The following is a 22,917-nucleotide window of genomic DNA, read 5'->3' on the forward strand; positions in this document are numbered from 1 at the left end:
TCGTTACTCCGTACGAGACCACGAACGGGTGGTCGGGGACGGAGGGACAATGGGCGTCAGATACACCCGCGAGCTACTCGAAGAGGCGGCTCGGGCGACGACGAACTGGGACGACGCCGTACGGTGGTGCGGAGGCACGCCCACTCCCGGCCGCAGACGCTATCTGCGGCAGAAAATGGCGGACGCGTGTGTGGACGTCTCTCATTTTCCGACCCGATGGGCACGCCACAGCGAAGCGCTGCTTCGAGAGGTGGTGGCCGCATCGAGCAGCGTCAAGGAAGTGGTGCGCCGCCTGGGCATCAGCCCAGTGGGCGGCAACCACACCCACATCAGCCGCCGCATCGCGACGCTGGGCATCGACACGTCCCACTTCACCGTGCGACGAGGTGGACCGAAGGGTTCACGCGGCAATCCGCTGACCCTGGGATCACCAGACTCCGGGAGGACCCCCGGCAGCCGCCTACGGCGCCAACTCCTGCGAAGCGGAGTCGAGGAAGTCTGCACGATGTGCGGCACAGGTCCCGAATGGAACGGCAAGCCTCTTCAGCTGGAAGTCGATCACGTCAACGGCGATTGGTGGGACAACCGACCGGAGAACCTGCAGCTGCTCTGCCCCAATTGCCATGCGGTGACAGACACGTACCGGGGGCGCAAGCGGAGGACGGTCGCATGAGCCGGCCGGAGTTCACGCGGGACGTGCTGGCACGGTCCGCCGCCAAGGCCACGAGCATGGTCGAGCTCATGCGTGAGCTGGGTACGCCGATGGGCAGCGGCCCTCGCCGCTATCTGAACCAACGGCTCCAGCACTACGGCATCGACATCTCCCATTTCCGCGAGGAACCACTGCCGGAACGTGAGCGCCGCAGCTACCCGGAAACCCTGCTGCGGGAAGCTGCCGCCCGTTCACACAGCATCAAGGAGATGCTGGAGTACATGGGCTTCCCTCCGCGCGACAGCCCGTACGGTCACATCCGAAAGCAGCTGGACAAGTTCGGGATCGATACCTCGCACTTCACAGGAGGACGCAGGTATGGCCCCGGGGTCCCTCCCCGTGACGAACTGGCACCTGCGGTCAAGGCCGCGACAAGCCTGGCCGGAGTCGTGGCCGCCCTGCGCCGGAAGAACACAGCGGCATCCCGGGCGTTCGTGAAGCGCGGTATCGAGTTCCACGGGTTGTCGACGGCCCACTTCACAGGACAGGGCCACTTTCGCGGTGCCAGTTCCCCGCATCGCAAACCAGCGGACGAGATCTTGGTGCTACTCGCGCAGGGAAGCCCTCGTACCAAAACGCTGTTGCTCCGGAGAGCCCTTGACGACCTCGGCGTACCGCATGTCTGCGATGAATGCGGCATCGGAGACAGCTGGCAGGGCAGGAAACTCGTTCTGGAGATAGACCACGTCAACGGGGATCGTCTGGACAACCGTCGGGGGAACCTGCGCTATCTGTGCCCGTCCTGCCACAGCCAGACAAGCACGTTCTCCAATCGATCGCGCCGACTCACCATCCCGCCACAACCACTCGCCGACGACCAGTAAGGTGTAGGTGGGGCCGTAGCCCAATTTGGCAGGAGGCACCACTTTTAGGTAGTGGACAGTGCGAGTTCGAGTCTCGTCGGCCCCACATTCAGGGCGCGGTGCCCAAGGCGCCGCGCCCTTCCATGTTTGTCCACGAACTGCCTTCAGCCCAGCAGTTCCCGCACCGCCGGGACCAGCGCCCGGAAGGCCTGCCCGCGGTGGCTGATCGCGTTCTTTTCCGAGGCCGTCAGTTCCGCGCAGGTGCGCGTCTCGCCGTCCGGCTGGAGGATCGGGTCGTAGCCGAAGCCGTTCGTGCCCTCGGGCGCGAAGCGCAGCATGCCCCTCAGTCGGCCCTCGACGACGCGTTCGGTGCCGTCCGGGAGGGCGAGGGCCGCCGCGCAGGCGAAGTGGGCGCCGCGGTGTTCCTCCGCGATGTCGGACAGCTGGGCCAGGAGGAGGTCCAGGTTGGCCCGGTCGTCGCCGTGCTTGCCGGACCAGCGGGCCGAGAAGATGCCGGGGGCGCCGTTGAGGACGTCGACGCAGAGGCCGGAGTCGTCGGCGACGGCCGGGTGGCCGGTGGCCCGGGCGAGGGCGTGGGCCTTGAGCAGGGCGTTCTCGGCGAAGGTGACGCCGGTTTCCTTGACGTCGGGGATGTCGGGGTAGGCGTCCGCGCCGACGAGGTCGTGGGGCAGTCCTGCGTCGGCGAGGATCGACCTGAGTTCGGTGATCTTTCCGGCGTTGCGGGTGGCGAGGATCAGGCGGGTCATGGGCCCAGTATCCCCAGTTGCGCGTTCCCGGTTTCGCGAGGCGTGTGCGTCCGTCCGCTACGGCGTGCAGACCTTGGTCAGTTCGCCGGCCGCGTCGGTGACGGGGCTGAGGTCGGGGGTGTTGTCGCCGTTCTCGACGGCCGTGCGGACGTTGGCGACGGCTGTCTGGAGGTCGTCGACGGCCTTGTTGACGTCGGCGTTGTCGGTCTTGTCGCCTATCTTGTCGAGGTTGTTCTCGATGGAGGTCAGCGACTCCTCGGTCTGGGTGGGGTCGTTGGCGGCGTTCTGCACGGCCTGCTGGAGGTCGGTGACGCTGTCGGCGATGGAGTCGGCGGTCTGGACGCAGTCCAGGGCCTTGTTGACTGCGTCGCAGCCGGTGGCCGTGAGCCCGATGGTGAGGGCGACGGCCGCCGTGGTGGCGGCGATGGCGGTGCGGCGGCGCCGGGTTGGGCGTCGGCTGGCCGTGGACATAGTTGTGTTCCTCCCCTTGTCAGGCCCAGGAAGGCCCCCGTCGGTTACTGGCCTAGACGCGTCGGCGGGCGGGCCGGTTGCCCGGTCCCGCCGCCGTTCTTGGTGTTCCCTTTACTTTTCCAGGACCGTATCGAGTGCCGTGCGCTGCAGGACGGTGAGTTCCGCGCAGCCGGTGACGGCCAGGTCGAGGAGGGAGTTGAGCTCTTCGCGGGCGAAGGGTTCGGCTTCGGCGGTGCCTTGGACCTCGACGAAGCGGCCGTCGCCGGTGCAGACGACGTTCATGTCGGTCTCGGCGCGCACGTCTTCCTCGTAGCGGAGGTCGAGGAGGGGGACGCCGCCGACGATGCCGACGGAGACGGCGCTGACGGTGCCGGTGAGCGGCTGGCGGCCGGCCTTGATGAGTTTCCTGCCCTGGGCCCAGGTGATGGCGTCGGCCAGTGCGACGTAGGCGCCGGTGATGGCGGCCGTCCTGGTGCCGCCGTCGGCCTGGAGGACGTCGCAGTCGAGGACGATGGTGTTCTCGCCGAGTGCCTTGTAGTCGATGACGGCGCGCAGGGAGCGGCCGATGAGGCGGGAGATCTCGTGGGTGCGGCCGCCGATCTTGCCCCGGACGGACTCGCGGTCGCCGCGGGTGTTGGTGGCGCGGGGGAGCATGGAGTATTCGGCGGTGACCCAGCCTTCGCCGCTGCCTTTGCGCCAGCGGGGGACGCCTTCGGTGACGGAGGCGGTGCAGAAGACCTTGGTGTCGCCGAAGGAGACGAGGACGGAGCCTTCGGCGTGCTTGCTCCAGCCGCGTTCGATGGTGACGGGGCGGAGCTGTTCGGGGGTGCGGCCGTCGATTCGAGACATGGCGCTGAGCCTAGCCGTAGGTGCGGAAGGGGCTCCTCCCGTGGTGGGAGGAGCCCCTGGGTGTGAGCGTGGGGGCTTGCTCACATCATGTCTTCGATCTCCGCTGCGATGGGGTCGGCGTCGGTGCCGATGACGACCTGGATGGCGGTGCCCATCTTGACGACGCCGTGGGCGCCGGCGGCTTTCAGGGCGGCTTCGTCGACGAGTGAGGGGTCGTTGACCTCGGTGCGGAGCCGGGTGATGCAGCCTTCGATCTCTTCGATGTTGTCGAGGCCGCCGAGTCCGGCGACGATCTTCTCAGCCTTGGTGGCCATGTTCCGTCTCCCTGAATTCCCTGATGCGCGCCGCAATTCGCTGGTGAACCGCTTTGTCGCAGTAACCCACAGTTGGCCCAACTTCGCGAGCGATTGTTTGGTCTGTGGCCGAGGATGTCGTCACAGCAGCCCAATCGTCCGTAGCTGGTCTACACCACCTGACAGGCGGTCGCCAAACGATGAGTGCCGAGAGCGAGGTGAGCCCTGCGCGGCGGCGGTGGCAGGGAGCGTTCCAGGGTTTGCAGAGGATGGGGCGCAGTCTGCAGCTCCCGATCGCCGTTCTGCCGGCTGCCGGCATTCTCAACCGGCTTGGTCAGCCTGATGTGTTCGGGGACGACGGGCTGGGCTGGACGGACGTGTCCCGGGTGATGGCGGGTGCGGGTGGGGCGCTGCTCGACGGTTCGCTGGGGTTGCCGATGCTGTTCTGTGTCGGTGTGGCGATCGGGATGGCGCGGAAGGCGGACGGTTCGACGGCGCTGGCGGCGGTGGCCGGGTTCCTCGTCTACTACAACGTGCTGCGGCAGTTCCCGGAGGACTGTGCGCCGGGTTCGAAGGTGGTCCCGAACATCGGGTGTCAGGCGACGGACAACACGGTGGGGGCCTTCACGTATCAGAATCCGGGGGTGTTCGGCGGGATCGTGATGGGCCTGCTGACGGCTTATCTGTGGCAGCGGTATCACCGGACGAAGCTGGTGGACTGGCTCGGGTTCTTCAACGGTCGTCGTCTGGTGCCGATCATCATGGCGTTCGTGGCGATTGCGTTCGCCTCGTTGTGTCTGTGGGTGTGGCCGCCCATCGGGGACGGTCTGGAGAGCTTCAGCGACTGGTTGAGCGGGCTGGGTTCGTGGGGGGCGGGCATCTTCGGTCTCGCGAACCGTGCGCTGCTGGTGATCGGGTTGCACCAGTTCCTGAACGTGCCCATCTGGTTCCAGTTCGGCAGTTACACGAAGCCGGACGGGACACAGGTGCATGGTGACATCAACATGTTCCTGGCGGGTGATCCGGACGCGGGTCAGTTCACGTCGGGGTTCTTCCCGATCATGATGTTCGCGCTTCCGGCGGCGGCGCTGGCGATCACGCACTGTGCGCGGCCGGGGCGGCGCAAGGAGGTCGGCGGTCTGATGCTGTCGGTGGCGCTGACGTCGTTCGTCACGGGGATCACGGAGCCGATCGAGTACTCGTTCCTGTTCGTGGCGCCGTTGCTGTACGCGGTGCACGCGGTGTTGACGGGTGCGTCGATGGCGGTGACGTGGGGGCTGGGGGTGCATGACGGCTTCAGTTTCTCGGCCGGGTTGATCGACTACGTCATCAACTGGAATCTGGCGACGCGGCCGTGGGCGATGATCCCGATCGGTCTGTGTTTCGCGGTCGTCTACTACGTGATCTTCCGTTTCGCGATCACGCGGTTCGATCTGAAGACGCCGGGGCGGGAGCCGGAGGAGGAGCGGGAGGACGTCACCAAGGCGTGAGCGGGCGCCTGCGGCGGCCTGTCGCCGTATGGCGCGTGGGGCTCTCGGAACTCGGTTCCGGGGGCCCTTTCGCATGGCCCGCGCGGGGCCGGCGGACGTTCGTGATCCGGTACGGCGCGTAGCGCTCCGGTTGCAGGTTTGACGGGTTCCTTATATCGCCTTCACCGTGCTACAACATGGTCTACACCACTGAGTGGTGTAGACCATCACCGATGGAGGAAGTCTATGAGCACCGCCACCGCGCCCACGGCGGCCCCCTCGAAGAAGTGGGGATCCGGCCTGTTCCAGGGCCTGCAGAAGGTCGGCCGCAGCCTGCAGCTGCCTATCGCCGTGCTGCCGGCGGCGGGCATCCTGCTCCGTCTCGGCCAGGACGACGTGTTCGGCAAGGACGGTCTCGGCTGGGACAAGGTCGCCAAGGTCTTCGCGACCGCCGGGGACGCCGTCTTCGCCAACCTGCCGCTGCTGTTCTGCGTCGGCATCGCCATCGGCTTCGCCAAGAAGGCCGACGGCTCGACCGCCCTCGCCGCGCTCGTGGGCTTCCTCGTGTACAAGAACGTGCTGACCGCGTTCCCGATCACCGACGCGCAGATCACCAAGGGCGCGGACGTGGCCGCCACGTACAACGACCCCAAGGTCTTCGGCGGCATCATCATGGGTCTGATAGCCGCCGTCACCTGGCAGCGCTTCCACCGCACCAAGCTGCCGGACTGGCTGGGCTTCTTCAACGGCCGTCGGCTGGTCCCGATCCTGATGGCCTTCATCGGCACGGGTGTCGGCGTCTTCTTCGGCCTGGTGTGGGAGCCCATCGGTGACGTCATCACCAACTTCGGCGAGTGGATGACCGGGCTCGGCTCGGTCGGCGCGGGCATCTTCGGAGCCGTCAACCGCGCGCTGCTCCCGGTGGGCATGCACCAGTTCGTCAACACGGTGGCCTGGCAGGAGATCGGCTCCTTCAAGGACCCGTCCGGCGCCGTGTGGCACGGTGACCTGCCGCGCTTCTTCCACGGTGACCCGACCGCCGGTCAGTTCATGACGGGCTTCTTCCCGATCATGATGTTCGCCCTTCCGGCCGCCGCCCTCGCCATCACGCACACCGCCCGTCCCGAGCGCCGCAAGGCCGTCGGCGGGATGATGCTGTCGCTCGCGCTGACCTCGTTCGTCACCGGCATCACCGAGCCGATCGAGTTCGCGTTCATGTTCATCGCGCCGGTGCTGTACGTCATCCACGCGGTCCTGACGGCTCTGTCCATGGCGGTCACCTGGGCCCTGGGCGTCCACCACGGGTTCAGTTTCTCGGCCGGTGCGATCGACTACTTCCTCAACTGGAACCTCGCCACCAAGCCGTGGATGATCATCCCGATCGGACTGGTCTTCGCGGCGATCTACTACGCGGTCTTCCGCTTCGCGATCACCAAGTGGAACCTCCCCACCCCGGGCCGTGAGCCCGAGGAGGAGCTGGAGGACCTCACCAAGGCGTAGGCGTCGCGTGCATGCGCAAGGCCCCCGGAGCCCTGAACCGCTCCGGGGGCCTTGCGCATGGCAGGACCTGGATCTAGATCTCGTACGTCGCGCGCGGCACGGCCAGTTCCACCGGGCCGTCGAACACCTCGCGAGCGTCGGCCAGGTTGGTCTGGGGGTCCGTCCACGGCGGGATGTGGGTCAGCACGAGCTTGCGCGCACCCGCCCGGCTCGCCGCCTCGCCGGCTTCGCGGCCGTTGAGGTGCAGGTCGGGGATGTTCTCCTTGCCGTGGGTGAAGGCGGCCTCGCACAGGAACAGGTCGCTGTCGCGGGCGAGTTCCTCCAGCGCGGGGCTCACGCCGGTGTCCCCGGAGTAGGCCAGCGACCGGCCGCCGTGTTCGACGCGGATGCCGTAGGCCTCGACCGGGTGGGCGACGCGTTCGGTGTGCACGGTGAAGGGGCCGACCTCGAAGGTGGACGGCTTGACCGTGTGGAAGTCGAAGACCTCGCTCATCGAGGAGGCCGACGGGGTGTCGGCGTAGGCGGTGGTGAGGCGGTGCTCCGTGCCCTCCGGGCCGTAGACCGGGAGCGGGTCGCAGCGCCCGCCGTCGTGCCGGTAGTAGCGTGCGACGAAGTACGCGCACATGTCGATGCAGTGGTCGGCGTGCAGATGGCTCAGGAAGATCGCGTCGAGGTCGTAGAGACCGCAGTGGCGCTGCAGCTCGCCCAGGGCGCCGTTGCCCATGTCGAGAAGCAGCCGGAAGCCGTCGGCCTCGACGAGGTAGCTCGAGCAGGCCGATTCCGCGGACGGGAACGACCCCGAGCAGCCGACGACGGTGAGCTTCATAAAGCAGAAACCTCCGCTGGCGGGTAACCGAGAATTACCGGAAGGGATCCGTGGGGCGGACCGTGGAACGAATGATCGTCAAATGGGGCGACAGGGGTCGTGCGGTCCGTCGAGCGTAAGGCGCAAAACCTTGGGTCGCTCCTCCACCAGGGGCTGTTGTGGGCGAACTCACCTGTGGTGTCACCGGTTCGGCTGGACCAGAGGCGTGTGAGGTGCGAGAAGGGCGCGCGTGGGGGATCGTGCGCCGGTAACGTCGTCGCATGGACACGTCCTGGTGGCTCGCGCTCGCGGCGCTCGTACTGCTGGCGCTGGTGGCCACGCTCGTGGACGGCTGGGGGCGGGGTCCTCGGCCGCCGAAGCGCGGGGCCCGGCCGCCGGGGCGGCCAACGGGACGCTCGACGGGCCGGCCGGCCCGGGGCGACGCCCGGCCGGGGCGGCCCCGGCCCGCGGAGATCTGGTGGGCGGACGTGCCGTTCGAGGACGGACCGGGGGCCAAGGACCGGCCGTGTCTGGTGCTGACGGTGCGCGGCAACCGGGTGACCGTCGCGAAGATCACCAGCAGGTACCGCGACGAGCGGCCCGGGGTGATCCCGCTGCCGCCGGGGTCCGTCGGGGACGCGCGGGGACGGCCGAGCTTCCTGGAGACGGACGAGCTGCGCCAGGTCCCGGTGCGGGACTTCCGGCGCCGGGTGGGTGTGGTGGACCCGGCCCTGTGGGACCAGGTCCGGCACCTTTCCAGGTGATCCGGAGGCCGTGGCCTCAGGCCCAGAGCTGGCCCTGCAGGGTCTCGATCGCTTCCTCGGTCGTGGCTGCGGTGTAGACGCCCGTCGACAGGTACTTCCAGCCGCCGTCGGCCACGACGAAGACGATGTCGGCGCTCTCCCCCGCCTTCAGGGCCTTCCTGCCGACGCCGATCGCGGCGTGCAGGGCCGCGCCCGTGGAGACGCCCGCGAAGATGCCCTCCTGCTGGAGGAGTTCCCTGGTGCGGGTCACGGCGTCCGCCGAGCCGACCGAGAAGCGGGTGGTCAGGACGGAGGCGTCGTACAGCTCGGGCACGAATCCCTCGTCGAGGTTGCGCAGGCCGTAGACCAGGTCGTCGTAGCGCGGCTCGGCGGCGACGATCTTCACGTCCGGCTTGTTCTCGCGGAGGTAGCGGCCGACGCCCATCAGCGTTCCCGTGGTGCCGAGGCCTGCGACGAAGTGGGTGACCGAGGGCAGGTCGGCGAGGATCTCGGGGCCGGTGGTGGCGTAGTGGGCGCCCGCGTTGTCGGGGTTGCCGTACTGGTAGAGCATCACCCAGTCGGGGTGCTCGGCGGCGAGTTCCTTGGCGACGCGCACGGCGGTGTTGGAGCCGCCCGCGGCCGGGGAGGAGATGATCTCGGCGCCCCACATGGCGAGCAGGTCCCGGCGTTCCTGCGAGGTGTTCTCCGGCATCACGCAGACGATGCGGTAGCCCTTGAGCTTGGCCGCCATGGCGAGGGAGATGCCGGTGTTGCCGCTCGTCGGCTCCAGGATGGTGCAGCCGGGGGTGAGGCGGCCGTCCTTCTCCGCCTGCTCGACCATGTGCAGGGCGGGCCGGTCCTTGACCGAGCCGGTGGGGTTGCGGTCCTCCAGCTTCGCCCAGATGCGGACGTCGGGGGACGGCGAGAGCCGCGGCAGGCGCACCAGGGGGGTGTTGCCCACCGCGGCCAGCGGGGAGTCGTAGCGCATGGGGACCGGTGGCCGATCAGGCCATGCCGCCGGCCACGGCCGGCAGGATCGTCACGGTGTCGCCGTCGGTCAGCTTGGTGTCGATGCCGTCGACGAAACGGACGTCCTCGTCGTTCAGGTACACGTTGACGAAGCGGCGCAGCTTGCCGTCGTCCACGATGCGGGCGTGGATGCCCGCGTGCCGGGTCTCGAGGTCGGTGAACAGGTCGGCGAGGGTGTCACCGCTGCCCTCCACCGCCTTCTGACCGTCGGTGTACTGGCGGAGGATGGTCGGGATGCGGACCTCGATGGCCATGGCTGTGGGCTCCTGTCGGAAGGTGTGGGCAGCGCGGATACGTCGTGTGGGGCTCCCCCGCGCTCGGCTCCGCCCGCGGGGCGCGCCGGGCTCGCAGCCGTGGGGCGGCGGAGCTATGCGGGCGTCAACAGATGGCGCTGGCGAGCCTGCACAGGTCGACGTGCAGCCGCGCCACGAGCAGTGCGCCCGGCGTCTTCATGCTCACGTCGTTCAGAACCATGGGCTCATCGTATCGATTCCCGGTCCGGCCTCCGGGATGTGATCCCACATGATGGACGTGATCCGGCCGGGGAGTGAGATGTCACCGGGATGTCGCCTTCCGGTCCTGCGGGACGACGGGCCCCAGGGGTCTTTCGTTCGGATCAGGCCGGATCAGGTGCCAGGGCCCGCGACCCCGGCCTGATCGGAACGAGAGCGCCTAGGCCGACGCGCGGTGCACCAGGCGGGTCGGGACGATCGCCGTGGGCGGTTCCGCGGCGGCGCCCTCCATGAGCAGGCGGGCCATCAGCCGGCCCATCCCGGTGACGTCCTGGTGGACGGTGGTCAGGGGCGGGTCGGTCGACCCGGCGATGGAGACGAGGTCGTCGAAGCCGACGACGGCGACGTCCTGCGGCACCCGTCGGCCGCGCTCGCGCAGGACCTGCAGCGCGCCGGAGGCCATGAGGTCGGAGGCGACGAAGACGGCGTCCAGGTCGGGGCGGCGGTCGAGCAGTGCGGCCATGGCGTCGGCGCCGCCCTGCCGGGTGTAGTCGGCCCGTTCGACGAGGGCCGCGGGGGCGTCGGGCAGTACGTCCCGGTAGCCGGCGAGGCGGTCGGCGGCGGAGTTCTCCTGGTCGAAGGGTCCGGTGACGGTCGCGATCCGGCTGCGTCCGAGCGAGACCAGGTGCCGCACGGCCTGCCGGGCTCCGCCGCGGTTGTCGCCGTCGACGTAGGCGTGGCGCGGGACGGTGTCGCCGGCCGGCAGCAGCGGTCGGCCGCCGAAGACGGCGGGCAGGCCGAGGCGGCCGATCATCTCGTGCAGCCGGTCGCCGGGGCGCAGGGAGAACAGGATCGCGCCGTCGACGTGGCCGCCGCCGAGGTAGTCGGCGACGCGGGCGTAGTCGTCGGGCTCGTCCAGGAACAGCAGGACGGCCTGCGCTCCGTGGCGGCCGAGTTCGCGGCGGATGCCGCGCAGGAGGAGGTCGAAGAAGGGGTCGAGGAAGAGCCGGTCCTCGGGCTGGGCGGCGACCACGGCGACGGCGTCGGTGCGGTGGGTGACCAGTCCGCGGGCGGCCTGGTTGGGGACGTATCCCAGGTCGGAGACGACGCGGCGGACCCGGTCGGCGACCTCCGCCCGCACCTTGTCCTCCCCGTTGATCACCCGTGAGACGGTCGACTTCGAGACTCCCGACTGCCGGGCGACGTCGTCGAGCGTGGGGCGCCGTACGTGCGAGCGTTGCGTCAACACCATCTCCGTGGGGGCGAGTTGTGCGTGCACCTTGCGGAAACGGTAACCGGCGCGGGGGTGGCTCAGACGACGGGTTTTCCCGTCAGCTCCACGCCTGCCGCGCGCATTTCCTCCAGGGCCCGGCCGGTGGTCTCCTCGGCGACGCCCGCGGTCAGGTCCAGCAGGACCTGGGTGCGGAAGCCTTCCCGGACGGCGTCCAGGGCGGTGGCCCTGACGCAGTGGTCGGTGGCGATGCCCACGACGTCGACCTCGTCGATCTGCCGGCCCCGCAGCCAGTCGCCCAGGCTGACGCCGTTCTCGTCGGCGCCCTCGAAGCCGCTGTAGGCGGCGGCGTAGTCGCCCTTGCTGAAGACGGCGTCGACGGCGCCGGAGGCGACGGCCGGGGCGAAGTTGGGGTGGAAGCCGACGCCCTCCGTGCCGGCGACGCAGTGCGCGGGCCAGGAGTGGACGTAGTCGGGGTTGTCGGCGAAGTGGCCGCCGGGCGCGATGTGGTGGTCGCGCGTGGCGACGACGTGCCGGTATCCGGCGGGGGCCTGACCGATCAGCTCGGTGATCGCGGCGGCCACGTCGGCGCCGCCGGTCACGGCGAGACTGCCCCCTTCGCAGAAGTCGTTCTGCACGTCTACGACGATCAAGGCGCGGCGCATGGTCGGTGTCCTTCGATGGGGGTCCCCCGGCTCCGCCGAGCCCGGGGGAGGGTGAAGTAATTGAGCCTAGAGACTTTGCCGGTCGTGCGGGAGGGGGCGGCGCCCGGCGGTCGCCGGGCACACGCCCTAGTTACCCGACCCGGTGTGTACATACTCCGTGGGAATGACGGGTTCGCCGCGCGAGAGCTGGGTCGCGGACAGGGGCAGGCCGGCGCGGGCGGCGATGTGGCGGTCGCGGACGACGTCCAGGGGTTCGCGGGCGACGACCTCGCCGCCCTTGACCAGATCGACGAGCAGGAGGCGGTCGGCCAGTTCGGCGGGGACGGCGCCGGTGCCGACGACCTCGGCCTCCGCGACGCCGTGCGCGTCCGGCCGGCGTGCCGCCCACTTGCGGCCGCCGATGGAGGTCTTGCCGCCGGACGACTTCTTCGCGACCGACACCAGCGGCGCCTGCGGGTCGTCGGACTCGGCGCGGGCGACGAGTTTGTAGACCATGGAGGCCGTCGGGTGCCCGGAGCCGGTGACCAGCTGGGTGCCGACGCCGTAGGCGTCCACGGGGGCCGCGGCCAGGGAGGCGATGGCGTACTCGTCGAGGTCGGAGGTGACGATGATGCGGGTGTCCGTCGCGCCGAGCTCGTCGAGCTGCTGGCGTACCCGGTGGGCGACGAGGAGCAGGTCGCCGGAGTCGATGCGGACGGCGCCGAGCTCGGGGCCGGCCACCTCGACGGCCAGGCGGACGGCCTCGGTGACGTCGTAGGTGTCCACGAGGAGGGTGGTGCCCCGGCCGAGGGAGTCGACCTGGGCCCGGAAGGCGTCCCGTTCGCTGTCGTGGAGCAGGGTGAAGGCGTGGGCGCTGGTGCCCACGGTGGGGATGCCGTAGCGGAAGCCGGCGGCCAGGTCGGAGGTGGTGGTGAAGCCGCCGACGTAGGCGGCGCGGGAGGCGGCGACCGCGGCGAGTTCGTGGGTGCGGCGGGCGCCCATCTCGATCAGGGGGCGCTCTCCCGCGGCGGAGGACATGCGGGAGGCGGCGGCGGCGATGGCGGAGTCGTGGTTGAGGATGGAGAGGATCACGGTCTCCAGCAGGACGCACTCGGCGAAGGAGCCCTCGACCCGCAGGATCGGGGAGCCCGGGAAGTAGACCTCGCCCTCCGGGTAGCCCCGGACGTCACCCGAGAAGCGGTATCGGGCGAGCCAGTCCAGGGTCTGCTCGTCGACGATGTTCCGCTCGCGCAGGAAGCCGAGGACGTCCGCGTCGAAGCGGAAGTTCTCCACCGCGTCCAGGACGCGCCCGGTGCCCGCGACGACGCCGTAGCGCCGGCCGTCCGGCAGCCGGCGGGTGAAGACCTCGAACACGCTGCGCCGTTCGGCGGTGCCCGCCTTCAACGCGGCCTGCAGCATCGTCAGCTCGTACTGGTCCGTGAAGAGCGCCGTGGAGGGAACGCCCACCCGACGCGCACCACCATCCTTCCGAGGAAGCGCTTCGCGCTCTTCGTCTATCGGCAGCCCAAGGTCCGCTGTGTTCATGACGACAGATGCTACCCCCTTTTCGTCGGTGTGACGATTTCAGTGCGGCGTGGCAGCATGGGCCTTGTGACGTCACCCGCTCCCCTTGAGATCGAACGCACCGAGTCGGCGGAGGAGACCTTCGCCGTCCCCGAGCCGGACGTCCCCTGGGTGACGATCGTCCACAACGACCCGGTCAACCTCATGAGCTACGTGACGTACGTCTTCCAGACGTACTTCGGCTACTCCAAGGACAAGGCCACCAAGCTCATGCTCGACGTCCATCACAAGGGGCGGGCGGTCGTCTCCAGCGGCTCCCGCGAGGAGATGGAACGCGACGTGCAGGCCATGCACGGGTACGGCCTGTGGGCCACCCTCCAGCAGGACCGGAAGTAGCCTTCCCCCAATGCCTGGACACTTCGAACCGCTCCCCGGCGGCGGCGCGGCCGTCGCACTCGACGACGTCGAGATCTCCATCATCCGGTCGCTGGCCGTGCAGCTCCTGGAGCTGATCGGCCCCGGCCCCGCCGAGGACGCCCCCGACGACCCGCTCGCCGAGCTCTTCGCCGACGGGCCCAGCGAGCCGCCCGCCGACCCGGTCCTCAGAAGGCTCTTCCCGGACGCCTACACCGATCCGGAGGGCGCCCCGGGCCCCAAGGGCGCGGACGAGCAGAAGGCGCACTCCGCGGAGTTCCGCCGCTACACGGAGAACGACCTGCGGGCCGGCAAGCGCGAGAACGCCCTCACGGTGGTCCGCTCGCTGGACGCGCTCGCCTCGGAGGCGGCCGGCGAGGGCGGGGCGGTGCTGAAGCTGACGCCGCCGGAGTCGCAGCAGTGGCTGCGCGCGCTCAACGACCTGCGCCTCGCGATCGGCTCCCGGCTGGAGATCACCGACGAGGACGACACCGACCTCCTGTACCGGCTGCCGGACGACGACCCGCGCAAGCCGATGGTGATGGCGTATCTGTGGCTGGGCGGGCTCCAGGAAACCCTTGTCACCACCCTTATGCCGTAGTTCGTCAGCCTTTTTTCGTTCGCTCAGAGGACGCTCAAATCCGGATAACGATCGCGTTACCGCGACGGCCGGGAGTGTCCTCTTTGTGTCGCGTTCATCCGCTTCTTCTTGTGTCGTGCGCCACACGGCGGCCGGGTGATCAATATTGCGGGCGTGATAAATCTTCACGACCGCCCGGCGAAACACCACCCGTATGTTCCGCCGGGTGCGCCACCGAGCCGGTTGATCGCCGGCCAGGCATCGCTCCATCAATCCGGGGGGATCGAAACCCGATCCGCGGCCGACGAGAGGCCCGGTTCGGCATGGAGAAAGGCGCACCACACATGACCTCCGAGAAGGTCACTGACACCGCTGTCACTGACACTCCCGAAGAGGGGTACGAGCGCGGACTCGGCAGCCGCCAGGTCCAGATGATCGCGATCGGCGGCGCCATCGGCGTCGGCCTCTTCCTGGGCGCCGGGGCGAACATCGCCAAGGCCGGCCCCAGTCTCATCCTGATGTACGCCCTCGCGGGCGCGATCGTCTTCTTCATCATGCGAGCGCTCGGCGAACTGCTGCTCTACCGTCCGGTCTCGGGCTCCTTCGCGGAGTACTCCCGCGAGTTCCTCGGCCCGTTCTTCGGCTACTTCACCGGCTGGACGTACTGGCTGATGTGGGTCGTCACCGGCATGGCCGAGCTGACGGCCGCCGCGATCTACGTCAACTACTGGTTCCCGGCCGTCCCCCAGTGGGTGACGGCACTGGTCTTCCTGGTGATCCTCTTCGGGGTCAACCTGATCTCCGTGAAGCTCTTCGGCGAGCTGGAGTTCTGGTTCTCCATGGTGAAGGTCACCGCGCTCATCGGCATGATCGTCATCGGTCTGGGCGTGCTCACCTTCGGCTTCAGCAGCGCCGGCGACACGGCCGCGGTCTCCAACCTGTGGGCCTTCGACGGCTTCTTCCCCAAGGGCGTCGGCTCGTCCCTGATGACCCTGCAGGGCGTCATGTTCGCCTACCTGGCCGTCGAGCTGGTCGGCGTCACGGCCGGCGAGTCGGAGAACCCGGAGAAGACCCTCCCGAAGGCCATCAACACGCTGCCGTGGCGGATCGCGCTGTTCTACGTCGGCGCGCTCACCGTCATCCTCTGCGTGGTCAAGTGGACCGAGTTCGCGGAGGGCGTCAGCCCCTTCGTCAAGGCCTTCGCGGTGATCGGCATCCCGGCCGGCGCGGGCATCGTCAACTTCGTCGTGCTGACCGCGGCCCTGTCCTCCTGCAACTCGGGCATGTACTCCACCGGCCGCATGCTGCGCAACCTGGCCGACAGCGGCGAGGCCCCGGCGGCCTTCAGGAAGCTGTCGTCGACCAAGACGCCCGCCCTGGGCATCACGGTGTCGGTCCTGTTCATGGGCATCGGCGTGGTCCTGAACTACGTCGTCCCGGAGAAGGCCTTCGGCTACGTCACCTCGGTGGCCACCGCGGCCGGCATCTGGACCTGGCTGATGATCCTGATCAGCCACGTCCTCTACCGCCGCGCGGTCGTCGCGGGCCGCCTGCCCGCGTCCAGCTTCCCGGCCCCGGGCGGCTCGGCGTTCAGCTGGGTGGCCATCGTGTTCCTGCTCTTCGTCACCGGCCTGATCGCGTACGACGCCGACTCGCGCGTCTGCCTGTACGTGATGGCGGGCTGGGCCGCCGCCCTCGGCGTCGGCTGGATGGTGCTGAAGAGCCGCAACCCGAACATCACGGCACGGCGCGAGCCGGAGCTCGAGAAGGTCGGCTGACCGACCGGTCGACCACCCCCGGGACGTCCGGTCGCAGGGAGCTCTCGTGGCGCCCCCTTCGGCCGCCGCTCAGGACGTCCGCGATGTGGGCCGTCCCGTACCACTCCTCGGTACGGGACGGCCCCTTTGCTTATCCTGGCGACCATGCTGACCATCACCCAGGACCTGCACGACCGGATCGTCGCCCACGCGCGCCAGGACCACCCCGACGAGGCCTGCGGCGTGGTCGCGGGCCCGGAGGGCACGGACCGCCCCGAGCGCTTCATCCCGATGCTGAACGCGGCCATGTCGCCCACGTTCTACGAGTTCGACTCGGGCGACCTGCTCAAGCTGTACCGCGAGATGGACGACCGGGACGAGGAGCCGGTGGTCGTCTACCACTCCCACACGGCGACGGAGGCCTATCCCTCCCGCACGGACATCTCCTACGCCAACGAGCCCGGCGCGCACTACGTCCTGGTCTCCACGGCGGACACCGACGGCCTGGGCGAGTTCCAGTTCCGCTCGTTCCGCATCGTGGACGGCGTGGTCACGGAGGAGGACGTGAAGGTGGTCGAGGCGTACTGAGCCCGGCCGGGGCCACGCCGCGCCCGCGGCCGGGCCCCCGCTACGCCACCGCCCCCCGCAGCAGTGCCCTGATGGGCCGCCACAGCTCCGGGACCACCACGACGCCCGCCGCGACACCGTTGTCAGGTGTGGTCCGCCATATCAGGCCGTCCGGGTGGTGCAGGACCGCCGTGATCTCGTCCGGAGTGGGCGGGGCCGCGTTGCCGCGCAGGTAGACGGCGCGCAGGCCCAGGTTGCGCAGCCTGGTCAGGGCGCGCGCCCGGTTGTGGGCGTGGACGAGCACGCGGACGTCCGTGGCGGGGCCTGGCAGGCCCTCTCGGGCGGCGGGGCTGGGCAGGTTCAGCGCCACCACCACCATGCCGTTGGGCAGCTTGCAGAAGCCTCCTGCGGCCATGCGGTCACACCCCCGTGCGCGTCGGTGTCGAGGCCGGCGTCCGCGCCGGCGTCGGTCCATGTGTCAATAAGGGAAGCACAGGAGGCACCTAAACACGATCGGCGGCAACCCGCCAGGGGGTTGCCGCCGATACTTGTCTGACCTGCGAAAACGTCGGCTACTTCGCCGACGGACCGACCTTCACCTTGATCGTGGAGCCGCTGACGGGCTCGCTGACGATCTTGATCGAGGTGTTGGTGTCAGTGACCTTGACGCCCGCGAGCGGGGTCGACGCGTCGTAGTACGTCGACTTGCCGTCGTCGAAGACCGGCACGCCCGGGCGGGACTTGATCTTGACCGCGACATCCGCCTTGTGGAGGGTGATCGCGTCCGTGCGGTACCGGCTGAACGGCGAGTCGAAGCTCTGCAGACGGGCGTTCATCGCGGTGCCGTCGGCCCACTTCAGCGGGGTCGGGTGCGAGTCGATCGGAAGGATCAGGCCCTGGCCCGGGTGGACGCTGGTGTTGTCGTCCGCCTGGGAGGTGTCCCACTTCCAGATCAGCAGGCCGTTCTGGTACGGGTAGTGCTCCACCCAGCTGGGACGGGTGGTCGAGAAGCCGAAGTTGTACGGGCCGACCTTGAGGGTCTTGTCGTACGAGACGTACTGGCGGTTCTCGGCGATGTAGTACTGCGCGTAGTCGTCCGTGATGGACGCGCCGATGCGCGAGAAGCCGGTCGCCTTCCAGGCCGCGTCGGCCGTCTCGGCGTTGTCCGAGAAGAGCGTGGCGCCGTCCGCCGTCACCTTGATCTCGTCGGCCGCGAAGCCCTTCTGGGCCACGCCGCCGTCGGTGGCGTAGCGGAAGCGCAGGCTGATCTTCTTGCCGGCGTAGGCGTCCAGCGGGAACGTCAGCTTCTGGTAGGCCGCGACCGTGCCGGTGAGCGCGGGCTTGCCGCTGCCGTCGCGCGGGATCGCGGTGCCGTCGGCCAGCGTGCCGTCGACGGGCGTGTAGCTGGCGCCGCCGTCGGTGGAGACCTCGGTGTACAGGTAGTCGTAGTCCTTCTCGATGTCCCACCAGCCGTCCAGGGAAAGGGCGGCGGAGGTCCTGCCGGTCAGGTCGACGTCACGGGTGAGGGTGTTGCGCAGGTCGTCGCCGCTGCCGCTCCACCACTGCGTGGCGCCCTCGGCCGGGGCGACCACCTCGGTGGTGACCTTCTTGTCCGGCAGCTGGACCACCAGGGCCTGGGCGTTCTTGGTGTTGTACTCCGCGACCCCGAGCGTGTGGGTGGACTTCACGCCCGCCTTGGCCACGTCGTAGTCCAGCCAGCCCAACTGCAGCTTGTCCCAGGCGTTCATGTCGCCGGGCAGGTCGCCGATGGCCTCCTTGCCGGTGCCGAGCCAGGAACCGGAGGACATCAGCGTCCAGAAGCCGGTGGAGTTCTCACCGCCGCCGGAGGTGTCGTACTCGTCCGGCAGGCCGAGGTCGTGGCCGTACTCGTGCGCGTAGACGCCGAGTCCGCCGTTCTCCGGCTGGATGGTGTAGTCGCCGACCCAGATGCCGGTGTCGCCGACCTGGGTGCCGCCGAGCTTGTTGGCGTCCGGGCCGGTGGCTCCGGCGTCGGTGCCGAAGGCGTACCAGCGGTGGGCCCAGATGGCGTCCTCGCCCTGCGCGCCGCCGCCCGCGGACTCGTCCTCGCCGGCGTGCACGATCTGGAAGTGGTCGATGTAGCCGTCGGGCTCGTTGAAGTTGCCGTCGCCGTCGAAGTCGTAGCGGTCCCACTGGTCGAACTGGGCCAGCTCCGCCTTGATCTGGGCGGGGGTGGCGCCGGCCGCCTTGCGCTGAGCGACCCAGGCGTTGACGCCGTCCTGGACCGCGTACCAGGCGCCGGTGGAGGCCTTGTTGGAGCCGTAACGGGCCTCGTTGTAGGGGACCTTGACCCAGTCGGTGACCTTGCCCTCGACCGAGTAGCGGCCCGAGGACTGCTTCTCGTAGTACTTCTTCAGCGACTCGGTCTTGTTGCCGGTGCCGAAGTACAGGTCCTGGAAGTGCTTCTGGTTGTAGTCCGCCTGCCAGGCCGTGGAGTTGTCCTTGGTGCGGTCCGGCGCGGCTATCTGGTTGTGCAGCGGGCCGGCCGTGCCGCCGTAGCGCGAGTCGACCTGGTCGCCGAACTCGACGAGGATCGTGAAGATCTTGTCGGTCTTCTCCCGGCCGAGTTCGACGTACTTGCTGTCGCCCTTGCGGCTCTTGAGCTGGACGACCTTGGAGCCCGAGCGGTCCTTGACCGACGCCTTGCCGGATATGACCTGCTTGAGTGCCTCCTCGCGCTGGGCGTCCTGTGTCTTGCTGAGCGGGCCGTCGAAGTCGTGCTCCTTGGCCTTCGCCGGCTGCGGGTCGTGCCGGTCCGCCGCCGGGGCCTTCGCCGAGCCGTTCTCGGCGGCCTGCGCCACGGCGAACGTCGTGAACGTCGCCGAGGCCGCCGCGAGTGCGACGACCGTCGCGGCTGTCCGATACGTCCAGGATCTACTGCTCACTTGATGTCCTCCCACGCACGCGCCCGTGCGCGCGGAAAGGGGGGTCCCCTGTCAAGGAAGGTCCGCGCGCTGTTATACGCGTGTAGTCAAGTGACGCCATTTGACTACTGGTTTGCGAGAAAAGACAGACCTTGACTTGGACAAGTCAATTGCATTATCGGGAGCCGGTGTTCGCATTGCGGACATATGACGGCAACGTGACGGGCGCGCAGGACAGTCCACTTGGTGGACGCCATGACTCCGTGCGCCCCCTGTGCACCGGCACCGTGGGTTAGGTCACGCTTACCGTTCGTTCCACTCGGGCATGCAGGCGAATAGAGTCGAGACCGCCCCCGCTTCCGAGGACACGATTGCCATGCCTCGTCCGACTGTCGCACAGCTCACATACGGTTCCTGCACCGTCATCTTCTCGACGCTCGCCATGCTGCTGCTGTCACAGACGAGTTCGGGCCCCGGGATCGCCGTCATCGTCGTCGCCGCGGTCGCGCTCGGCGTGCTCGTCGCCATGACGGTGCCCACGCCGAAGCCCTCCAGGACTCCCGTGGCCCGTTCCGCCGCGAGCGAGTCCGCGAGCCGGCCCCAGCCCGTCACGGTTCCCGTCACCGTCGCCGCGCACGCGCCCGTGAAGGCGCACGCGGCGGCTTCGGTCGCCTCGGCGTCCGAGCCCGTCAGGGAGCCCACGGCCCCCTGACCCGCACCGCCACGACGAGGGGCCCGCACCTCACGTGCGGGCCCCTCGTCGTGCGTGCGCCTGACGGTCCGTCAGGCGGTGCTGACCACCACCGTCTTGGCCGCCTTGTCGTGCAGGCCCTGCTTGTAGGGCTTGTCGAAGTAGCTCCAGCCGCCACAGATCGCCGTCCACACACAGGCGCAGCAGAACGCGAACGGCACCCACAGCACCAGGGCGCGGACCAGCGACGTCTGCGCCGAGGGCGTGGCCCCGTCGTCGAGGTTGGCCACCCGCATGCCGAGCCACTTCTTGCCCAGCGTCTGGCCCGACTTGGCGATCAGGATCGTGTCGTACGCGACGTACAGGATCGCGGTGACGACCTCCCGGCCGAAGGTCTTGCCGAACTCGATCCGGTCCGCGTCCACCGTGTACTGCGCGACCCCGAAGGCCCACGCCAGCAGAGTCACCACGATGAAGACCAGGATCATGTCGATGATCCGCGCCAGCGTGCGCCTGGCGCTGTCGGCGAGCGGGGGCATCCCGGCTAGCGGGTCGGCCGGATAACCGCCATAGGGGCCGCCGCCGTACGGGCCGCCGCCGTAGGGGCCGCCGCCGTGGGGCGGAGGCTGTCCGGCCCCGCCGCCGTACGGACCCTGCGGGTCCTGGGGCCCGTGCGGGCCGTCGTACGGCGAACCCTGCCCCTGGCCGTACGGAGGCTGCTCCCCGTCCTGCGGGGGCGGCGGGGGCTGCTCGGGCCGTTTCCTGAACGGGTCGTCCTCCGGCGGCTCGCCGCCGCCGGACCCGGGGGGCGGTTCGGTGCTCATGCCCCCGAGTCGACCGCGATCGGCCACCCCCCGCATCCGGCGAGGGTCCGTACGGAGTACGGGAGTCCGGGCCCCGGGGGCGCCGGGCGCGGTCAGCCCGCCACGAAGGTGTGCGCCGCCTTGTCGTGCCAGCACTGCCGCCACGGCCTGTCGAACAGACCCCAGACGACGCCCACGACGCCCACCACGAGCAGACCGGGCACGCTGTAGACGAGCCAGCGGCGCACGGCCGCCCCGTAGGACGGGGGCTCGCCGCCCTCGATGTCCCGCACCTCGAGCCCGAGCAGCTTCTTGCCCAGCGTGCGACCCCACTTGGCGGTCGGCAGGGCCTCGTAGACGATCCCGAAGACCAGCAGGACTGCGACGACGATCCCCAGGTACACCGACGTGGTGCCGTCGAGCAGCCAGACGGTGACGGTCTCCCCGGTGAGCTTGGCCGCGTCGATCTTCTCGTTGACGTGGTCGAGCGCCTTCACGCCCAGCGGCACCGCGACCGCTCCGGTGACGGCCGCGAGGACGAGCGTGTCGACGAGGCGGGCGGCCAGCCGCTTGCCGAGACCGGCGGGACGGGCCGAGGCCTGACGCCGGGCCGCCGCCTGGAAGATGTCCTCCACCGGCGGCTTCCAGGGCGCGACGGGCCCGTCCTCGGCCCCCGCGAGCCGGTGCACCTGCTGCGCCCAGGAGGGCTGCCCGCCACCGGGGCCCGCGGCCATCGGGGCGGCCCCGGGCACCGCCGCCTGAGCGGCGGCCCCTGCGGGCGCGGCGGGCTGCGGCTGGGCTCCGACGGGGCCCGAGGGCTGCTGCGGTACGGCCGGAGCGGGCGGCTGGGGGGTGGCGGGGGCGGGCGCGGCGGCCGGGAACCCCGAGGGCCCCTGCGGGGCGGGGGCGGGCGCGGCGGCCGGTGCGGGCTGCGCGGGGCCGCCCTGCGGAGCCGGAACGGCCGGCTGCACGGCCACCGCACGCTCGGCGGCCGCCATGCCCGCGCCGAACCCCGGCTTGGCGGGAGCGGTTCCGCCGACCGCCGCCTGGGCCCGGCCCGGCCCCTGGGCGCCCGCCGCGTCCGGAAACGCCGACGCGCCCGCCGGGCCCTGCGGGGCGGTCGTCGGGCCCTGGGCGGCGGGGGCGAAGGGCGCGGCGGGGGCGTCCTGGTGACCCGTGCGCGGGGCCGGCGCACGGAAGGTCACGGTGCCCTCGTCGGGAACAGGACCGGCAGTGCCGGCGGGACCGGCATGAGCCGCGCCGGACGGCGACCCGGCGGCGGGGCCGCCCGCCGTCGGCCGCCGGAACACGAACGTGCCCCCGGGGACCCCGCCCCCCGCGCCCGCGCCGTCCTCCGGCTCCGCGGGCGGGATCGTCGCCATGCCGTCCGTGCTCGTCGACCGGCCCTCGGGCTGCGCCGGGGCGGGCGCGGGCGCCCTCGGGTCGGAGCCCTGCGGGGCGCCCCAGGAGACCCGGCGGTCCTGGTCGCCGCCGAAGCCGGACTGGCGGGAGCGGTCGGCGCCCCACGCGGAGGACGGCTCGGAACGGCCGCCGTACGGGTCGGCGGGCGCGGGGTCCTCGTCGAAGAAGTGCGGCCCGGTCTCCTCCACGGAGGGCGCGGGCCCGCCGGGCGGGGGCGTGAGCGGCCGGCCGTCGGACGGCGCAGGCCGGCTGGTGCCCGGTACCCAGGAGGCACCGTTCCAGTACCGGACGTATCCAGGGATGGAAGGGTCCGGGTAGTACCCCTCGCGGGGCCTGTCGTCGCCGGGTGCCGGGGTTGGGGCGCTCATGTCCGTCGTCCCGTATCTGCTCGGGGGTGGGATGGGGGGTCCACATTTATCAGACGCGCGCGTGGGCCCGGGCGGCTCTGGCCATACGGCCACCTTTCCGGGCAACCCCGTGCACGCTCT

General features: G+C 70.0%; 25 protein-coding genes and 1 tRNA gene. 11 read left to right on the plus strand and 15 right to left on the minus strand.

The genetic code is table 11. From position 1 onward, the window contains the following. Nucleotides 1-49 precede the first annotated feature (49 nt). From ACZ7DE_RS35665 to ACZ7DE_RS35675, 3 genes are all read left to right on the plus strand, one after another. Nucleotides 50-673: an HNH endonuclease signature motif containing protein gene (locus ACZ7DE_RS35665; RefSeq protein ID WP_470768554.1), complete on the plus strand. Its 624-nt coding sequence runs from the start codon at nt 50-52 to the stop codon at nt 671-673. After that, a complete protein-coding gene (locus ACZ7DE_RS35670) occupies nt 670-1,536 on the plus strand; it encodes an HNH endonuclease signature motif containing protein (RefSeq protein WP_470768555.1) in 867 nt (288 codons plus the stop codon). Before ACZ7DE_RS35665 ends, ACZ7DE_RS35670 begins: the two co-directional genes overlap by 4 nt. Nucleotides 1,537-1,545: 9 nt before the next feature. Next, a tRNA-Leu gene (locus ACZ7DE_RS35675) sits at nt 1,546-1,621 on the plus strand. A 58-nt stretch (nt 1,622-1,679) separates the two neighbouring features. Here ACZ7DE_RS35675 and rdgB read toward each other — a convergent pair. The 4 genes from rdgB to ACZ7DE_RS35695 all read right to left on the minus strand — a co-directional run bounded on the left by rdgB (nt 1,680) and on the right by ACZ7DE_RS35695 (nt 3,916). Continuing rightward, nucleotides 1,680-2,282 carry an RdgB/HAM1 family non-canonical purine NTP pyrophosphatase gene (rdgB, locus tag ACZ7DE_RS35680; RefSeq protein WP_470768556.1) on the minus strand — a complete coding sequence of 201 codons (603 nt, stop codon included), beginning with the start codon at nt 2,280-2,282 and terminating at the stop codon, nt 1,680-1,682. Nucleotides 2,283-2,339: 57 nt separating this feature from the next. After that, the gene (locus tag ACZ7DE_RS35685; RefSeq protein ID WP_470768557.1) at nt 2,340-2,753 is read right to left on the minus strand and encodes a hypothetical protein; all 414 of its coding nucleotides are present in this window, start codon (nt 2,751-2,753) and stop codon (nt 2,340-2,342) included. Between the two features lie 111 nt (nt 2,754-2,864). Further along, nucleotides 2,865-3,602: a ribonuclease PH gene (rph, locus tag ACZ7DE_RS35690; protein ID WP_470768558.1), complete on the minus strand. Its 738-nt coding sequence runs from the start codon at nt 3,600-3,602 to the stop codon at nt 2,865-2,867. Nucleotides 3,603-3,682: 80 nt separating this feature from the next. Continuing rightward, the gene (locus tag ACZ7DE_RS35695; protein WP_009298733.1) at nt 3,683-3,916 is read right to left on the minus strand and encodes a PTS sugar transporter subunit IIB; all 234 of its coding nucleotides are present in this window, start codon (nt 3,914-3,916) and stop codon (nt 3,683-3,685) included. 179 nt (nt 3,917-4,095) lie between these two features. Between ACZ7DE_RS35695 and ACZ7DE_RS35700 the strand changes: the two genes are divergently transcribed. Next, on the plus strand, nt 4,096-5,385 hold the full coding sequence (locus ACZ7DE_RS35700) for a PTS transporter subunit EIIC (RefSeq protein WP_470768559.1): 1,290 nt from the start codon (nt 4,096-4,098) through the stop codon (nt 5,383-5,385). Between the two features lie 225 nt (nt 5,386-5,610). Beyond that, complete coding sequence (locus ACZ7DE_RS35705) at nt 5,611-6,864, plus strand: PTS transporter subunit EIIC (protein WP_470768560.1); 1,254 nt, start codon at nt 5,611-5,613, stop codon at nt 6,862-6,864. Between the two features lie 73 nt (nt 6,865-6,937). Here the strand turns inward: ACZ7DE_RS35705 and ACZ7DE_RS35710 are convergent, their stop codons facing one another. After that, nucleotides 6,938-7,690, minus strand: a complete 753-nt coding sequence (locus ACZ7DE_RS35710) for an MBL fold metallo-hydrolase (RefSeq protein WP_470768561.1) — start codon at nt 7,688-7,690, stop codon at nt 6,938-6,940. Nucleotides 7,691-7,950: 260 nt separating this feature from the next. Between ACZ7DE_RS35710 and ACZ7DE_RS35715 the strand changes: the two genes are divergently transcribed. Continuing rightward, nucleotides 7,951-8,433: a type II toxin-antitoxin system PemK/MazF family toxin gene (locus ACZ7DE_RS35715; protein ID WP_470768562.1), complete on the plus strand. Its 483-nt coding sequence runs from the start codon at nt 7,951-7,953 to the stop codon at nt 8,431-8,433. A 16-nt stretch (nt 8,434-8,449) separates the two neighbouring features. On the opposite strand, the gene ACZ7DE_RS35720 is transcribed toward ACZ7DE_RS35715, so the two are convergent. The 6 genes from ACZ7DE_RS35720 to ACZ7DE_RS35745 all read right to left on the minus strand — a co-directional run bounded on the left by ACZ7DE_RS35720 (nt 8,450) and on the right by ACZ7DE_RS35745 (nt 13,313). Next, nucleotides 8,450-9,400 carry a PLP-dependent cysteine synthase family protein gene (locus ACZ7DE_RS35720; RefSeq protein ID WP_470768563.1) on the minus strand — a complete coding sequence of 317 codons (951 nt, stop codon included), beginning with the start codon at nt 9,398-9,400 and terminating at the stop codon, nt 8,450-8,452. 16 nt (nt 9,401-9,416) lie between these two features. Further along, nucleotides 9,417-9,695 (minus strand): MoaD/ThiS family protein, encoded by a 279-nt coding sequence (locus tag ACZ7DE_RS35725; protein WP_079661963.1) that lies wholly within the window; start codon nt 9,693-9,695, stop codon nt 9,417-9,419. A 124-nt stretch (nt 9,696-9,819) separates the two neighbouring features. Next, nucleotides 9,820-9,915 carry a putative leader peptide gene (locus ACZ7DE_RS35730; protein ID WP_470768564.1) on the minus strand — a complete coding sequence of 32 codons (96 nt, stop codon included), beginning with the start codon at nt 9,913-9,915 and terminating at the stop codon, nt 9,820-9,822. A 198-nt stretch (nt 9,916-10,113) separates the two neighbouring features. Then, nucleotides 10,114-11,145: a LacI family DNA-binding transcriptional regulator gene (locus ACZ7DE_RS35735; RefSeq protein WP_470768565.1), complete on the minus strand. Its 1,032-nt coding sequence runs from the start codon at nt 11,143-11,145 to the stop codon at nt 10,114-10,116. A gap of 59 nt (nt 11,146-11,204) precedes the next feature. Beyond that, complete coding sequence (locus ACZ7DE_RS35740) at nt 11,205-11,789, minus strand: nicotinamidase (RefSeq protein ID WP_470768566.1); 585 nt, start codon at nt 11,787-11,789, stop codon at nt 11,205-11,207. 126 nt (nt 11,790-11,915) lie between these two features. Continuing rightward, nucleotides 11,916-13,313, minus strand: a complete 1,398-nt coding sequence (locus ACZ7DE_RS35745; protein ID WP_470768567.1) for a nicotinate phosphoribosyltransferase — start codon at nt 13,311-13,313, stop codon at nt 11,916-11,918. A gap of 57 nt (nt 13,314-13,370) precedes the next feature. Here ACZ7DE_RS35745 and clpS point away from each other — a divergent pair, with 57 nt between their 5' ends. From clpS to ACZ7DE_RS35765, 4 genes are all read left to right on the plus strand, one after another. Continuing rightward, the gene (gene clpS / locus ACZ7DE_RS35750; RefSeq protein ID WP_470768568.1) at nt 13,371-13,688 is read left to right on the plus strand and encodes an ATP-dependent Clp protease adapter ClpS; all 318 of its coding nucleotides are present in this window, start codon (nt 13,371-13,373) and stop codon (nt 13,686-13,688) included. Nucleotides 13,689-13,698: 10 nt separating this feature from the next. Next, the gene (locus ACZ7DE_RS35755) at nt 13,699-14,307 is read left to right on the plus strand and encodes a DUF2017 domain-containing protein (RefSeq protein WP_470768569.1); all 609 of its coding nucleotides are present in this window, start codon (nt 13,699-13,701) and stop codon (nt 14,305-14,307) included. A 323-nt stretch (nt 14,308-14,630) separates the two neighbouring features. Further along, nucleotides 14,631-16,064 carry an amino acid permease gene (locus ACZ7DE_RS35760; RefSeq protein ID WP_470768570.1) on the plus strand — a complete coding sequence of 478 codons (1,434 nt, stop codon included), beginning with the start codon at nt 14,631-14,633 and terminating at the stop codon, nt 16,062-16,064. A gap of 144 nt (nt 16,065-16,208) precedes the next feature. Beyond that, a complete protein-coding gene (locus ACZ7DE_RS35765; RefSeq protein WP_470768571.1) occupies nt 16,209-16,631 on the plus strand; it encodes a M67 family metallopeptidase in 423 nt (140 codons plus the stop codon). 40 nt (nt 16,632-16,671) lie between these two features. Here the strand turns inward: ACZ7DE_RS35765 and ACZ7DE_RS35770 are convergent, their stop codons facing one another. Together ACZ7DE_RS35770 and ACZ7DE_RS35775 are read right to left on the minus strand one after the other, a co-directional pair. Continuing rightward, nucleotides 16,672-17,025, minus strand: a complete 354-nt coding sequence (locus tag ACZ7DE_RS35770) for a hypothetical protein (protein WP_470768572.1) — start codon at nt 17,023-17,025, stop codon at nt 16,672-16,674. Between the two features lie 157 nt (nt 17,026-17,182). Continuing rightward, nucleotides 17,183-19,534 (minus strand): immune inhibitor A domain-containing protein, encoded by a 2,352-nt coding sequence (locus ACZ7DE_RS35775; RefSeq protein ID WP_470768573.1) that lies wholly within the window; start codon nt 19,532-19,534, stop codon nt 17,183-17,185. A gap of 355 nt (nt 19,535-19,889) precedes the next feature. Between ACZ7DE_RS35775 and ACZ7DE_RS35780 the strand changes: the two genes are divergently transcribed. Next, the gene (locus ACZ7DE_RS35780; protein ID WP_470768574.1) at nt 19,890-20,225 is read left to right on the plus strand and encodes a hypothetical protein; all 336 of its coding nucleotides are present in this window, start codon (nt 19,890-19,892) and stop codon (nt 20,223-20,225) included. Nucleotides 20,226-20,296: 71 nt separating this feature from the next. On the opposite strand, the gene ACZ7DE_RS35785 is transcribed toward ACZ7DE_RS35780, so the two are convergent. Together ACZ7DE_RS35785 and ACZ7DE_RS35790 are read right to left on the minus strand one after the other, a co-directional pair. Continuing rightward, entirely contained in the window at nt 20,297-21,028 is a 732-nt protein-coding gene (locus ACZ7DE_RS35785; RefSeq protein ID WP_470768575.1) for an RDD family protein, read from the minus strand. Nucleotides 21,029-21,120: 92 nt separating this feature from the next. Further along, complete coding sequence (locus ACZ7DE_RS35790) at nt 21,121-22,797, minus strand: RDD family protein (protein WP_470768576.1); 1,677 nt, start codon at nt 22,795-22,797, stop codon at nt 21,121-21,123. Nucleotides 22,798-22,917: the final 120 nt, after the last annotated feature.

Source organism: Streptomyces sp. NPDC037083 (assembly GCF_055606485.1).